General features: G+C 63.2%; 14 protein-coding genes. 12 read left to right on the top strand and 2 right to left on the bottom strand.

All coding sequences use genetic code 11. The annotated features are described in order from the left end of the window. Positions 1-154 precede the first annotated feature (154 nt). The 5 genes from IPF49_14490 (at position 155) to IPF49_14470 (ending at position 4,966) form a co-directional block, all read left to right on the top strand. Positions 155-2,017: an adenylate/guanylate cyclase domain-containing protein gene (locus IPF49_14490; protein MBK6288813.1), complete on the top strand. Its 1,863-nt coding sequence runs from the start codon at positions 155-157 to the stop codon at positions 2,015-2,017. Next, positions 1,995-2,606: an SH3 domain-containing protein gene (locus IPF49_14485; protein MBK6288812.1), complete on the top strand. Its 612-nt coding sequence runs from the start codon at positions 1,995-1,997 to the stop codon at positions 2,604-2,606. The genes IPF49_14490 and IPF49_14485 overlap by 23 nt, the downstream gene beginning before the upstream one ends. Then, positions 2,603-3,535, top strand: a complete 933-nt coding sequence (locus tag IPF49_14480; protein MBK6288811.1) for a M48 family metalloprotease — start codon at positions 2,603-2,605, stop codon at positions 3,533-3,535. Before IPF49_14485 ends, IPF49_14480 begins: the two co-directional genes overlap by 4 nt. 177 nt (positions 3,536-3,712) lie before the next feature. Beyond that, positions 3,713-4,129, top strand: a complete 417-nt coding sequence (locus IPF49_14475; GenBank protein MBK6288810.1) for a PaaI family thioesterase — start codon at positions 3,713-3,715, stop codon at positions 4,127-4,129. A gap of 81 nt (positions 4,130-4,210) precedes the next feature. Further along, positions 4,211-4,966: an SDR family oxidoreductase gene (locus tag IPF49_14470; protein MBK6288809.1), complete on the top strand. Its 756-nt coding sequence runs from the start codon at positions 4,211-4,213 to the stop codon at positions 4,964-4,966. 48 nt (positions 4,967-5,014) lie between these two features. On the opposite strand, the gene IPF49_14465 is transcribed toward IPF49_14470, so the two are convergent. Then, positions 5,015-5,497 carry a nuclear transport factor 2 family protein gene (locus tag IPF49_14465; GenBank protein ID MBK6288808.1) on the bottom strand — a complete coding sequence of 161 codons (483 nt, stop codon included), beginning with the start codon at positions 5,495-5,497 and terminating at the stop codon, positions 5,015-5,017. Positions 5,498-5,623: 126 nt separating this feature from the next. Between IPF49_14465 and IPF49_14460 the strand changes: the two genes are divergently transcribed. From IPF49_14460 to IPF49_14430, 7 genes are all read left to right on the top strand, one after another. Further along, the gene (locus IPF49_14460; GenBank protein ID MBK6288807.1) at positions 5,624-7,552 is read left to right on the top strand and encodes an alkaline phosphatase family protein; all 1,929 of its coding nucleotides are present in this window, start codon (positions 5,624-5,626) and stop codon (positions 7,550-7,552) included. 193 nt (positions 7,553-7,745) lie between these two features. Continuing rightward, the gene (locus tag IPF49_14455; GenBank protein MBK6288806.1) at positions 7,746-7,976 is read left to right on the top strand and encodes an antitoxin; all 231 of its coding nucleotides are present in this window, start codon (positions 7,746-7,748) and stop codon (positions 7,974-7,976) included. Continuing rightward, positions 7,977-8,384, top strand: a complete 408-nt coding sequence (gene vapC, locus IPF49_14450) for a tRNA(fMet)-specific endonuclease VapC (GenBank protein MBK6288805.1) — start codon at positions 7,977-7,979, stop codon at positions 8,382-8,384. Between the two features lie 287 nt (positions 8,385-8,671). Further along, positions 8,672-9,670, top strand: a complete 999-nt coding sequence (locus IPF49_14445) for an aldo/keto reductase (GenBank protein MBK6288804.1) — start codon at positions 8,672-8,674, stop codon at positions 9,668-9,670. A gap of 69 nt (positions 9,671-9,739) precedes the next feature. Further along, positions 9,740-10,150 (top strand): PPOX class F420-dependent oxidoreductase, encoded by a 411-nt coding sequence (locus IPF49_14440; GenBank protein ID MBK6288803.1) that lies wholly within the window; start codon positions 9,740-9,742, stop codon positions 10,148-10,150. Between the two features lie 232 nt (positions 10,151-10,382). Next, positions 10,383-12,974: a glycosyltransferase gene (locus IPF49_14435; protein ID MBK6288802.1), complete on the top strand. Its 2,592-nt coding sequence runs from the start codon at positions 10,383-10,385 to the stop codon at positions 12,972-12,974. After that, entirely contained in the window at positions 12,974-14,521 is a 1,548-nt protein-coding gene (locus tag IPF49_14430; GenBank protein MBK6288801.1) for a beta (1-6) glucans synthase, read from the top strand. The genes IPF49_14435 and IPF49_14430 overlap by 1 nt, the downstream gene beginning before the upstream one ends. On the opposite strand, the gene IPF49_14425 is transcribed toward IPF49_14430, so the two are convergent. After that, on the bottom strand, positions 14,443-14,835 hold the full coding sequence (locus tag IPF49_14425) for a hypothetical protein (protein MBK6288800.1): 393 nt from the start codon (positions 14,833-14,835) through the stop codon (positions 14,443-14,445). The genes IPF49_14430 and IPF49_14425 overlap by 79 nt on opposite strands. Positions 14,836-14,874 lie beyond the last annotated feature (39 nt).

Below are 14,874 nucleotides of genomic sequence, written 5' to 3'. Positions count from 1 at the left end.
CTCGTCAGCGCCTTTCGCACCGACGCTCCGCTTCGCCGGGTGTGCAGGAACGGTTTTATCATCATGACGCTGATGACGGTTCTCGTCACGAAACCTTGCGCTGGAGTACAGTGTGCAGTCTCCAGCGGATGGTCCGCTGTGCGGGAGTGCGCATGTGAAGCCGCTCGCTTTTCTCAGGCACGGTGTCAACCGCAGCTGGCTCGCGGCGCTCGCCTGCTGGCTTGCCTTTCCGTTACTGCTCCTGCTGCCTGCCGCGCAGCGTCTCGACAACGCCTGGGGCGACCAGCTGGTGCGCTGGCGCGCACAATCCCGCCCGGGTGACCCTTCGATCGTCCTGATAGACATCGATGAGTGGAGCATGCAGGCCATGGCGTCGGATGTCGGTAAATGGCCGTGGCCACGCTCGGTGCACGCCGGGCTGCTCGAGCCGCTGCTCGCAGAGAAGCCCCGCGCGGTGGTCTTCGACATTTTCTTCAGCGACAAGGACATCCTGCGCCCCGATGATGATGCGTGGTTCGGCGAGATACTGGCCGCAGCGTCGAATGTCTACCTGGCCGCACTGCAGCTCGGCGATGCTGCGGTACCGACATTGCTTGCGAGCTACCCCGCCGGCGCGGGTCTCGAACCCGGTCCGGCGGCGCGGGCCGATGCGCGCGGCTCGCTGCTGTTGCCCTTCGCGATTCCTGCGACCGCGTGGCGCATCGGCTCGGTGAATTTCACGCCGGATCCCGACGGCATCGGGCGCGGCTACGATGTGTACCGCGAGATCCAGGGCTGGCGCTGGTCCTCCCTGCCCGCGCGCGTGGCCCGCGATCTGGGTGCCACACTACCTGATGCACCCACGTACCGGATCGATTTCCCCGCCGGGGGCACGAGACCGTACACGCGCCTGCTCTACCGCGAAGTCTACGAGCACTTCGTGCAGGGCAAGAAAAGCCTCCCGGAGGGCTTCTTCAAGGATCGCATCGTACTGATCGGCAACAGTGCGAGCGGGTTGCAGGATACCAAGCCAACCCCCATCTCCTCCGCATACCCGGGCGTGGTGATGGTCGGCGTGGTGATCGACAACCTGCTGCACGGTGCCGCGCTCCACATCATGCCCTTCCCGGTGGCGTGGCTCGTGCTCGGCCTGCTGCTGGCCGCGATGGCCGAGACCGCGCGTCGCGGGCAAATGCTGATCGCAATCACGATTGGTGCGGGCGGTGCGACCGCCCTGGCAGCCGGATCGGCCGCGCTCGCAATCGGCGCCGCCGGGATCACGCCATGGCCGGTGCCGGCGTTGCTGATCGCCATCTTCATGGGTACGCTGGCCCTCATCCAATACCGCGAGCGGCAGGCCGAACTCGCGCGCACCGTGCGCACCTTCGAGCGCTTCATGGATCCGGAGATCGTGCGCCACCTGCTGCACGATGAGGACGCTACGGCGCTACTCAGTTCGCGGACCTGCGAGATCACGGTGCTGTTCTCGGATATCCGCGGCTTCACGCGCCTGTCAGAGCAGCGCAGCGCGGTGGAAGTCGTGCGACTGCTCGACGATTATTTCAGCCGCCAGGTAGCGGTGATATTTCGTCACGGCGGTACGCTCGACAAATTCATTGGCGATGCGGTAATGGCCTTCTGGGGCGCACCGCTCGCGAATCCGGCGCAGCACCGCGCTGCGGTGGCCTGTGCGCTGGAAATGCGCCAGGAGATGGAACGTTTCCGCCGGGATTACGGCTTTACTGATTTCGATATCGGCGTGGGCATCCACACAGGGCAGGCGGTGGTCGGCATGATTGGCTGCGAGCAGCGCTACGACTTCACTGCCATCGGTGATACCGTGAATCTCGCAAGCCGCATCGAGGGACTCACAAAAGACCGCGCCCCGATCCTGGTGTCGGCGGCAACGCGCGCCGGCTGCGGTGCGGAGATACATTTTCGCCCGCAGGGTACGGCGCAGGTGAAGGGGCGCGAGGAAGCGGTGGAATTGTTCGAACCAATCGGAGGTGACGGACATGATGATCGGCAAACGACGTGACAGGTGGTTAGCACTGGCACTGCTGCTGGCGTGTGGCGGCTTGGCACGCGCGCAGGATGCGGCGCTGGCAAAGGACGCGGAATTGCTCGCGAAACCGGAATCCAATGCGACCGTGGTTGCAAATCTCAAAGCTGCTGCGCCGCTGACAGTGCTGGATCGCAAGGGTGGTTGGTATCGCGTGCGCGGGCCCGGTGGTGAGGAAGGCTGGGTGAAGCTGCTCGCGGTGCGCCTCAGCGCACATGCTGGCACGCCGCCGGATAGGCAGGACGATGAGTCGACGGGTGCGGCAAGTGCGGCGCTCGGCGGTGCCAGCAGTGGCAGTCTCGGCGGCGCTGCCGCCGGTGCGCTGGGCAGCATGGTGACCGGCAGCTCGGCCGATTCCACTGCCGTTCGGGGCAGCGCATCCGGCAAGCTCTCGGGCCAGACGCTGGTCGATCCGGCCAAAGCCGAGGCCGGCGCCGAATCCTCGCTCGAGCAGTTGAACACCTTCGAGCCGAGCGACGATGACATGAAAGCCTTCGAGCAGGGACTCGATCCCGGCGTCGAGCAGCCGAAGCAGAAAGCGGAAACAACGGAGAACCCAGAATGAAAGCGGGTGCGGCGTGCCGCTTGCTGCTGCTTGTCTGCCTGGCAACTCCGGCGCTGGCCTTCGACCTGAATGGCATACTCGATACCGCGAAGCGCGTTGCCGAGGCCGTGAAACCGGCTGCAACCCAGCATGACGAGGCTGCGCAGGAAAAGCTGATCGGCGAACAGGCGGCGCTCGAGATTCTCTCGAAGGCACCGCTGGCGCCGTTGCCCCGTCTGCAGCGTTACGTCAACCAGGTTGGGCGCTACATTGCAGCGAAGAGTGATCGAAGCGCGTTAGACTGGCGTTTCGCAGTGATAGACGATGCGAGTGCGAATGCTTGGGCTGCGCCCGACGGCTACATCTTCATTACGACGGGCATGCTCACGGACATCGACTCGGAGGCCGAACTTGCCGGTGTACTGGCGCACGAGATCGAGCACATCGTGCAGCACCATTACCTCAAGGCGATCAAGGCGGCGAATACCCGCGCCGAACTGGGGAAACTGGCAGACATCGCGAAGGACGCCGCCCACGTCTCGACCTCGACCCTGGATTCGCAGCTGCAAGCGCTACGGGGATCGATCGGCGTGCTGTACGCGCGTGGCCTCGACCGTGGCGACGAACTCGATGCCGACCGGCGCGGCGTGGAACTGGCGGGAAAGGCCGGCTACGACCCGTACGGATTACCACTGGTACTGCAAAAACTCGGCGCGCGCGGCAAGGACGACGCCTCACTCGCGGTGTTCACGCGCACGCACCCGTCGATCGAGGATCGGCTGGAAAAGCTGGAGCCGGTGATCGAGGCGCTCGATCCTCGGTACTTCCCTGGTCGTACGCTCGAAGAACGCTATCGGCAATTCGCGAAATTCCAGGCGATAGCGGCAGGCGGTGCGGCTCCCTTCCCCTTCCTCCGGCCCCTGCCCGCTGGCATCACCTCGGCCCGCTAGCGGTGGTTCGGCCACCGCCGCGCGGGCGATGTAGCGGCACAGCCGTTCGCGCTGGTGCGCCTCGCCGCTCACGCCCGCGTGAAGGCGATTCAGGCTTGCTCGAACGGCTCCATCCGTGTATTTATGATCAGCATCCTGTAACCGCGCACCCACCCATCGAGACGGAACCATCGCACCATGAATGATCAGGCAGTTATCGAACAGCTCAATGCGCGTCTACCCGGATTTATCCCGATGCTCGGCGGCAAGATCGTGGCCATCGACAGGGAAGAACGAAATTGCACCTTTGAATTTGCGATCGGTACCGATTTTTGCCATTCGATCGACGTGGTGCAAGGAGGATTTATCACCAGCATGCTGGACGCCGCCATGAGCCATGCCGTGTTTGCCACTGCGCAAGACATCGTCAATGTGTCTACCCTGCAGATCAACACCAGTTACCTGGAAGTCACCCGGGCGGGTCGCCTGCGCGCCGTGGGGAATGTGGTCAAAAGCAGCTACAAAACGGCGTTCCTGGAAGGTCGGCTCTACAATGAGGATGGTCTGCTCGTCGCCACTACCAGCGCAACTGCCAAACTCTCGAGAAAATCCTGAACACGTGCGGCAACTCGACCCCGGACCACGGGTAGTGGTTCGTTTCTCCGGATTCGGACAGCAACAGGAAAACAGACAATCGTGATGCGTTTCAACGATCGGGTCGCAGTGGTTACCGGTGGTGCTTCGGGGCTCGGACGCGCGACCGCGCACCGACTCGCCGACGAAGGCGCCCGCGTGGCAGTCCTCGACCGCGATGCCATCGCCGGAGAAGCGGCGGCGGCGGAAATCCGCGCCGCGGGCGGCACCGCCAGCTTCTACGCGATCGATGTGACGCGCTGGGCGTCGATCGAGCCCGCGATCGCGACGCTGAGTGCCGAGCTCGGTACGCCGGCCGTGCTGGTCAACTGCGCGGGTATCGGCAATTTCGTGCGCAGCGAACTCGAGACCCAGGAGAACTGGGAACGCACCATCGCGGTCAACCTGACCGGCACCTTCCTGATGTGCCGCAGCGTTCTGCCGGCGATGCTTGCCGCGGGACGCGGGTCGATCGTGAACGTGGCCTCCAACTCCGGGCTGCTGGGCCAGCCCTACACGGCGGCGTATTGCGCCTCGAAAGGCGGAATCATCAATCTCACCCGCGCACTGGCCGTGGAATACCGGGCCCGCGGTGTCCGGGTCAATGCCATCGCGCCCGGCGGCATGCAGACACCGATGCTCTCCGCGTGGGAACTTCCCGAAGGCGCGCAAATCGAGGAGTTTGCGCAAGGCACCTCACCGATCGGCTATGCCGAACCGGCGGAAATCGCGGGACTGATCGCCTTCGTCGCCTCGGACGAAGGCCGCTACATGATCGGCCAGATCGTCGGCATCGATGGCGGCATCACCTGCGGTTGATCGCGGTGCCAGTCGCATCGCCGTACACGGCCAGGCGCCACGCGATACTCACTGGTTGAAGCGATCCCCGTCCACGCCCCACCACGGCAGATGATCCGGCACCGAGCCGCTCCACCAGACGATGCCACCGGAGAGCCGGCTGACGCGCCAGCCCGCCGGGGTGCGCACGAACCCGGCGTGGTAGTAACCGCCGTCGCTGACGATCTGGTCCGCACCGCCGTCCACGGTGATCATCTGCGTGAACACGTAGAAACGCGAGCTGGCGCGGTCGCCATCCACGTCGGTGGCGAAATTCGACAGGTAGTGCTGGCAGGCCGTGAAGCCCGACATGGCCGTTGCGAGCCAATCGCCGATCGCGGGCCAGTTATCCTTGATCCCGCCATTGGCCAGAAAATCGATCTCGGCGCCGTTCGCGAAGACCTCGTCCAACAGCTCCCAGCGCTTGGCATCGACCGCGTAAGCGTAGCGCGCCATCAGATCCTGGATGGCCACGCGGTCGGCACCCGTCTGCATGTCCTGCTGATCAGCCATCTGCAATTCCTCCTGACATGGCACGTGTGATTCGTACCCGGTTATCATTTATGCTCGGCTGTATTGTCACGAGCATCACCATGATAGCGAAAATTGCCGTGCAGGCGGTTCGCTGGAGAAAACGCCATGAACACAAGACCACGCAAGGTTCTGATCTTCGGTCTGGACGGTCCGGTCGCACCGGCGCTGCTGCGCTACTGCCGCGAGGGCAAGCTGCCCGCACTCGCCAGGCTGATCGACAACGGCGTGCTGGCTCCGAACGCCATGGTGCCGCTACCGACCGCGACACCGGCCAACTGGACCTCGATCGCCACGGGTGCGTGGCCGGGTACGCACGGCATATCCGACTATAACGTACGCCGTCCCGGCGATCCGCTGGATCGCGCCCACATGGCATTCCACAGCCCGGATGTGAAGGCCGAATATGTCTGGAATGCGATTGCACGCGCCGGCAAGAAATCGGTCGTCGTGAACTTCGTCACCACCTGGCCGCCGGTCGTGGACGACGGCATCCAGATCGGCGGTTCCGGTTGCGACATCAACCAGTGGTTCCACCCGAACCTCGCGGTCGCGAGCCAGGAGCAAGGCATTTCGTCAGACGCGGTACGCCTCGACGAAGACGGGCTGGGAACCGGCGCTGCTGCACCAGGAGTTTTTGCCGCGAGCGCCAGTGGCGGGTTGTTCTGCACGGCGAGCTTTCAACCCGACTCGCGGGTTCCTGTGCGCATTGAACTGGCTGCACCCGAGGGGTGGAGCAATCTGCCTGCGGCATCGCGGCTGCTCGCGGCAGAGCTCGAGGTGCGTGCCTCCGGTGGCCGATACCCGCTTGCGCCGCCGACCTGGCAACTGCTGGTCGTGGACACGCAGGGCAAGGGCTTCGACCGCGTGCTGGTCTGCGAGCACAAGGATGCGGCCGTATCGCTCGCGGAACTGCGGGTCGGCGAATGGAGTGGCGTACTTCAGCACACGTTCCCGACCGAAGCGGGCCCCGAGCGCTGTGCGTTTGCGCTGAAGCTGCTCGAGCTGTCAGCGGATGCCAGTGATCTGCGCCTCTACCACAGTTCCTTCTGTGCACTCGAAGGTTGGTCCTCACCCGCCTCGCTGGCCACGGAGATCGTCTCCACCAAAGGTCTGCCCAATCCCGACAGCGGGTTTTTCGGCTATGACAAGGGCTGGTTCGGCGCCAACACGCTGCTCGAGGAAATCGAGATGCAGCGGCAGTGGTATGCGGACGCCTGCACCCACGTCATGAAGAACAAGCCGTGGGACCTGTTCGTGATGCGCTACCACCTGCCCGATACCTCGTGGCATTCGATCCCGCACGTGCTCGACCCGAGACTGGCGAAGAACGCCGAAGAACGCCGCCAGCACGAAGCGCTGGAACTCGGCATCTACCAGGCCTGCGATCGCCTGGCGCGCGACCTGATCGAGTGCGTGGACGAGAATGAAACGCTGCTGGCGCTGATTTCCGACCACGGTGCCAAGCCCGCGGGCCATCCCGGCATCGATGCCAATGCGATCCTCCAGGACGCCGGGCTGCTGGCGCGCGACGCCGCAGGCAAGATCGACTGGTCGCAGACGCGTGCGCTGGCGCGGCCCGTGTGCTGGATTCATATCAACCAGGAGGGTCGCGACCCGGATGGCATCGTTCACGGCGGCGAGCACTATCGCGCAGTACAGGATGAGATCATCCAGGCGCTCTCCGACTACGTCGAACCGACATCGGGCCGCAAGCCAGTCCTGTTCGCGTTGCGCAAGGAGGACGCGCGCTTTCTCAATATCTACGGTGAGCAGGCGGGCGATGTCGTGTATGCGCTGAAGCACGATCACGGTTATCAGCACGGTCCATTTCTGCCGACCGCCGACTGGCAGGGCGGATCGCTGCGCGGCCTGTTTGCGCTCAGCGGCCCCGGAATCCGCAAGGGCGTGCAGATCGAACGCAATGTCTGGTGCATCGACCTGGTCCCCACGATCTGCCACCTGGCGGGTTGGCCGGTGCCGCGGGATACGGAGGGTGCCGTGATCTACCAGGCGTTTGAGGAGCCGGGTTGCTGAATACAACGTTCATCGACAGGAAGGAGCACGCGCGTGCAGATGAACGCAAGAACCTGGCCGACGACCCCCGCTACAAAACCTTTCTGCGCAAGATGAATCTGCCGACGGAGTAGTTGGGAGCGGCGATGAGTCATTGACATATCCCAAACCGCCCATACAATGTGTATACTTAACGTATATCCCGGAGTAGGCAATGGAAAAAGCGAGTGTTTTCAAGACCAACCGAAGCCAGGCAATTCGACTGCCCAAGTCAGTGGCTTTGCCTGAATCCGTTACACGGGTTGATGTCGTGGTATTGGGCCGTTCGCGCTTGATTGCACCAGAAGGTGAATCCTGGGACAGCTGGTTCAGCGGCGAAAGCGCAACGGAAGACTTCATGTCAACCAGGGACCAGCCTGCCGATCAGGAAAGGCGCGAACTTTGAATGCTGAAGTACATGCTCGATACCAATATTGCCATTTATATAATCAAGAACCGGCCTGACGATGTGCGCGAGATTTTCAATACCCGCAGTGGACAGGCATGCATGTCATCGGTGTCCCTGATGGAGCTTGTTTATGGCGCTGAAAAGTCGGCGTCACCGGCAAGAAACCTGAGAGTTATCGAAGGGTTTTCAGCTCGGCTCGAAGTGCTTCCCTACGATGATAATGCCGCCATGCATACCGGACAGATTCGGGCTGAATTGGCCCAACGCGGCAAACCGATCGGGCCGTACGACCAGATGATTGCTGGTCATGCCCGCTCGCAGGGCCTGGTTCTGGTCACTAACAATACGAAAGAATTCAAACAGGTGCCTGGCCTGCGGTTGGAGAACTGGGCAGGCAAGAAATAGTCCTGGCCAACAGGAACAAAAAAGCCGAGTCCTTCTACAATGAACTTGAGCGACGTAATGTATTCCGGTTAACCGCTGCTTGTCTGGCGTTGAGTTGGATTATCACCGAAGTCACCGGCGCAGTGGTTCCTGCACTGCATCTGGCGGATTCGATTCCGTCGATTGTGGTCTGGCTGACCTGGCGGATTGGCCGGTGCCGCGGGATAACGGAGGGCGCCGTGATCTACCAGGCGTTTGACGAGACTATTTGCTGAATCGAGCAATCATGGGTTCACAGGAGGACGAGCGTGGAGCATCGCAATCTGGGCAGAGCGGGGCTTAAAGTTTCCGCCATCGGGCTGGGCACTCACTATTTCGGCTGGCTGCACGACGCGGCGGCGTCCACCGCGGTGATCGATCGCGCGCTGGAGCTGGGCATCAGCTTCATCGATACCGCCGATGTCTACGATATGGGCCGCTCGGAGGAGTTCGTCGGCAAGGCGATCAAGGGGCGGCGGGCGGACCTCGTGATCGCGACCAAGTTCGGCTGGCCCATGGGCGGCGGGCCATCGGGTGCGCCGGTCGATCCGCGCCCCAACGCACGTGGCGGTTCGCGCCTCAACGTGATCCGCGCGGCGGAAGCGAGCCTCAGGCGTCTCGGCACCGACTACATCGATCTCTACCAGATCCATTTTCCCGACCCATCGACGCCGATCGAGGAAACGTTGCGTGCGCTCGACGATCTCGTACGCGCGGGCAAGGTGCGCTACACCGGCTGCAGCAATTTTGCCGCATGGCAGGTATCGGAGGCGATGTGGACCTCGCGCTGCAGCAATCTGAATGCTTTCGCGACGTCACAACCGCTGTACAACCTGCTGCAGCGGGAAATCGAGCAGGACCATGTTCCGGCCTGTGGCGCCCACGGACTCGGCCTCATTCCGTGGGGGCCACTGGCCGGTGGCTTTCTTACCGGCAAGTACCGCCGCGACCAGCCCTTTCCCGCGGACTCGCTGCTCGCCACCCGGCCGATGGCCTATCACCAGATCACCACCGATGCCAACTGGACGAAGCTCGAAGGGTTTGAATCATTCGCACGCGCGCGCGGACATACCGTCGGCGAACTGGCGATCGCCTGGCTGCTGGCACAGCCGCGCGTGTGCTCGGTGATCGCGGGAGCAAGCCGGGCGGCGCAACTCGAGGAGCACGTCGCGGCGGCACAGTGGACGCTCGATAGCGCGGAGCTTGCCGAAATCGACCGGATCTGCACGGGTGACGCCGGCGCGGAGCAGCGCTTCAGCCTCCGGTAGGAGTGTGTTTGCGACAGCAGCACCAATTTCCAATAGACTCCCGGCATTCCGTTGCCGATGACAGATCCCATGGCGCAATCCGACCTCGATTCAGACCCGGCGCACCCTCCTGAATTCGCCTCCGCCGAATGCATCAACCTCGTGACGCGGCGCCGCAACGGCGCCGAGGTGGCAACGCCGGTCTGGTTCGTGCCGTGGAACGACAAGGTCTGCCTGCGCACGGCCACGCGCTTCGGCAAGGTGAAACGGCTGCGTAACGATCCGCTCGTGCGTTACGCGCCCTGCGACTGGGACGGCAAGGTGAGCGGTCCCTGGCTCGAGGGACGAGCGGAGCTGATCCTCGCCACGGATGCGCGCGCGACGGCGATCGACCGGTTGCTGGATGCCCGGTACGGCGAGCGGCGCGCGGAGATGAACCGCCTGATGCAGGCCGAGGGCATGGAACCGATCTTCATTGCGATCACGGCAGACGCGCCATGACACACGCGTCGGGTCTGCGGCGGGCTCGACCAGCGGGCTGGTTTGCCCGACAGCGACAAAAGCCATCCCGCCGCCATTGAAACCTGTTGCACCCGGTTGACGAGGGGGACTCGACCCCGTACCGCCACGCCCGGAATATCGCAATTTTCAATCTGTTTACCGCGGCTGCACGGCCTTAATATGTGCCTCTCGAAGTTGTTCTCCCGTTGTTTGCGAGAAGCAGGTTCATCGAATGTCCAGGCGTAATACGCTGATCAACCTCGCGGTGGTCGCCATCATTGCGGCGCTTTCGGCAGCCCTTTGGGCTTACTTCAACCGTCCATTCAATGCTCCCGACTGGCCTGATCACGTCTCGGGCTACTCGTTTTCACCGTTTCACCGCGATCAGGATCCCACGCTCAACATCTATCCCTCGGAAGATGAAATCCGCGCCGATATCGAACTGCTATCGACCCAGACCGAGCGGCTACGGACCTACGCGGTGCGCAGCACGCTGGGCGAGATTCCGCGTATTGCGCAGGAATTCGGCATGACGGTAACGCTCGGCATCTGGCTGGGCAGCAATCGCGAGGACAACGAGCGGGAGATCGCGCGCGCCATCGAGATCGCCAACCGCGAAAAGAATGTCGACCTGGTGATGGTCGGTAACGAAGCGCTGTATCGTGGCGATGTGTCGGTTGACGAACTCATCGGCTATATCGATCGCGTGAATGCGGCGGTCAGGGTATCGGTCTCCACGGCCGAGCCTTGGCATATCTGGCTGAAATACCCCGAGCTCGCCGATCACGTGAAGCTGATAGCAGCCCACATGCTGCCCTACTGGGAGAAAGAACGTTCCGACCGGGCGGTTGCCTCGGTGCTCGCGGATGCAAAACTGCTGAAAACGACCTTCCCCAAGAAGCGGCTGCTGCTGGCGGAAGTGGGCTGGCCCTCGCACGGTCGCTCGCGCGGCACGGCGGAAGCCAACCCCGCCGATCAGGCGATCTACCTGCGCCGCCTGCTGAGCGAACTCAACCGCGCCGGCTACCACTATTTCGTGATCGAGGCATTCGATCAATTGTGGAAGACCGGGGACGAAGGAGATGTCGGTGCCTACTGGGGTGTCTATGATGTCGATCGGCACCAGAAATTCCCGTTTACCGGACCGGTGGTGGAGATTCCGCAGTGGCGAATCCTCGCGGTGGCCTCGATCGTGCTCGCGGTGCTGGCATTGGCGTTTCTGCTGATCGACAGTTCCGGACTGAAACAGCGCGGGCGCTCGTTTCTCGCGCTGATCGCGTTCGCGGTCGCCTCGTTCCTGGTGTTCGTCGCCTACGACTATTCGCGGCAGTACCTTGGTCTGCTCGAATATGTGCTCGGCTTCCTGCTGGTGATCGCGGCACTTGGAGTATTCGCGGTGCTGTTCGTCGAGGCACACGAACTGGCCGAGACGGTGTGGGCGAGCCGTCGTCGCCCGTTCGGCTCGGTGCAGACTGACCAGGGCTTTCGCCCGCGCGTATCGATCCACGTGCCGTGCTACAACGAGCCGCCGGAAATGATGAAGCGCACGCTGGATGCGCTGGCACAGCTCGATTACGCGGATTTCGAGGTGTTGGTGATCGACAACAACACCGCGGACGAAGCGGTATGGCGCCCGGTCGAGGCGTATTGCGCGCTGCTCGGCCCACGGTTTCGCTTCTTCCACGTGGCGCCGCTGGCCGGCTTCAAGGCCGGAGCGCTGAATTATGCGCTCGACCGTACTTCGGCTGATGTAAAGGTCATCGCGGTCATCGATGCCGATTACCTGGTGGAGCGCCACTGGCTGAAATTCCTGGTGCCGCATTTCGCCGAACCGCGAATCGCGATCGTGCAGGCGCCGCAGGATTACCATGACGGCGAACAATCGCTGTTCAAGAGATTTTGCCACGCGGAATACAAAGGCTTTTTCCACATGGGGATGGTGACGCGCAATGACCGCGACGCGATCATCCAGCATGGCACCATGACCATGATCCGACGCTCGGTCATGGACCGCCTGCGCTGGTCGGAATGGACCATCACCGAGGACGCCGAACTCGGGTTGCGCGTATTCGAGGCTGGCTACTCGGCCGCCTATGTGCCCGAATCGCATGGCCGCGGCGTCATGCCCGATCGCTTCATCGACTACAAGAAGCAGCGCTTTCGCTGGGCCTACGGTGCGATGCAGATCCTCAAGCGCCATGCGGGAAGTCTGTTCCTGGGGCGCTCGAACACCCTGAGCGCGGGGCAGCGTTTCCATTTCGTGGCCGGCTGGCTGCCCTGGTGCGCCGATGGTCTCAACCTCTTTTTCACGACTGGCGCCCTGCTGTGGACCAGCGCGATGCTGGTTGCTCCAACCAAGGTGCTGGCACCGGCGCTGATCTTTGCGTTTCCGCCACTGCTGCTGTTCTTTGCCAAGATCAGCAAGATACTTTACGTCTACAGGCATCATATGCGCGTTCCGCTGGCCGCCACGATTGGTGCTGCCGTAGCCGGGCTGGCGCTGTCGCACACCATCGGCAAAGCCGTGATATACGGACTGGTGACAAAAACCATTCCGTTCTTTCGCACGCCGAAACTGCGCGAGCACGGTGGTTTGTGGCAAGCCATGGCGGAAGCACGCGAGGAACTGTTCGTGCTGGCGCTGCTGTGGAGTGCGGCACTCGGCATGGTGCTGCTGAGTGAAATGGATACCACCGACGCGCTGGCATGGCTGGTGATGCTGCTGCTGCAATCGACGCCCTACCTGGCAGCGGTGCTGATGTCACTGCTGGCGATCACGCCACCACAGAATCCCGAACTCTCGCTTGCCGCCCAGGGGCATTGATGCGCCTGCTGGCCGTAGTGCTCGCTATCGTGCTGAGCCTCGCATTCTGGTACCAGGCCGGTCGTGAACAGCAGGCAGGAATCGGCTGGGTGTCCGGGCAAAAGCTGCAATGTGTCTCGTACACTCCGTTTGTGGCGGGACAGTCGCCGCTTGCGGGCTCCGTGGTCGAGCCACGCCAGATCGAACGCGACTTTGCGCTGCTTTCACACTATTTCAGCTGTGTGCGAATCTACGCGGTCAAGGATATGCAGGATCTCCCCGCGCTGGCCCGCAAGTACGGCCTGACGGTCATCGCCGGCGCCTGGATCACGCGTGACGAGGTCGCCAACGAAGCCGAGGTCGCGCAGCTGATCGCGCTCGCAAACCGCTGGCCCGACGTGATCAGCGCGGTGCTCGTCGGCAACGAGGTACTGTTGCGTCAGGAACGCAGCGCGGCGCAACTTGCGCGCTACCTGCAGCGGGTGAAGGCGGCCGTACACCAGCCGGTGAGTTATGGTGATGTGTGGGACTTCTGGCTGCAGAACCCCGAACTGGCGCAAGCGGTCGATTTCATCACCATTCATCTGTTGCCCTACTGGGAGAACCAGCCGAGCGGCATCGAGGATGCGCTGCGCGCGGTGAGCGATGCACATGCCGCAATCGAACGCGTTTTTCCGGGCATGGAGATCCTGATCGGTGAAACGGGTTGGCCGTCGGAGGGACGCCAGCGCGAGCGCGCGGTGCCGAGCCGCGTCAACCAGGCACGCTTCATCCGCGATTTTATCCGCCTGGCGGAAACGTCCGGCTGGCGCTACAACCTGATCGAAGCCTTCGACCAGCCCTGGAAGCGATTAAACGAAGGCACGGTTGGCGGTTACTGGGGCATGTTCGACGCCGATCGCGTCGACAAGGGGATACTTGCGGGGCCGGTTTCGAACCTGCCCGGCTGGCACCGTTGGCTGCTGCTGAGCCTGGGCTTGTGGCTGCTGCTGCAGACCGCTGCCGGATGGCGCAATCCCGGCGCCACGCTGATCGCTGCGCTGGGGGCCAATCTGGCTGCGCTGCACCTGCTGCAGGCCGGACTGGCCAGCAGAACGCCGTACGAACTCGGCTGGAATCTTGCGCTCGCCATGGTGGCGGCTGCGGTGGTTTACGCCTGGCTGCGGCGGCTGGCGGGCAAGCCCTGTCCGCGCTGGCAGGAAGGCGCGGTGCTGCTGCTGGCGGTGCTCGCCTGCATCGAGATGCTCGGCCTGGTCTTCGATCCACGCTACCGCCAGTTTCCGGTCGCGGTGTTTGCGACGCCCGCGTTTGCGATCTGGTTCATGCGCGGCGGAGAATCGGATCTCGCAGCGCGCGCCCGGGTGCTGGGCGCCTTGCTGGCGTTGTGCGTGCCCGTGGTGCTGGTGCAGGAGACCGTGTTCAATGCCGAAGCACTCGGATGGACGGCCGTCATGACCGTGCTCGGATGCGGGTTGATGCGCCGTGGCGCTCAGGGACGCGTGCTGCGTGGAGCCGCCAGCGTCAACAGCGAGAACACGGCCGCGGGCGCGCCGAGATTGACGTTGTAGAGCACCAATGCGGCAACGGCGACGAACAGCGCGGCCGCAGCCAGAAAAAAACGCGCGCCACCCCGCGCGAGATTGGCCGCCAGGACCAACAACAACGCCGCGATGCCAAAATACTGCAGGTAGATCCAGCGCCCGAGTTCCGCGCGCAACAGGCACGGCCAGGCAGTCTCATCGAGCAGGCAAAAATCCGCGGCGGCGCGCGACTCCATCAATCCGAAACGCAACGCATAACACCCCGCCAGCCACAGCAGCAGCGCGCCACCAAGCATGACGCGCGGCACGGTTCGCACCGATTCAGCGCTATTCACTGGCATGCGCCGCAGTCTCCCCGATGATTTCGCCCCGCCTCCCCG

The organism is Gammaproteobacteria bacterium, assembly GCA_016705365.1.
Taxonomy (GTDB): Bacteria; Pseudomonadota; Gammaproteobacteria; order Pseudomonadales; family UBA5518; genus UBA5518.
Note: the sequence above shows the minus strand (reverse complement) of the source record. Positions and strands in the feature narration are given on the sequence as shown.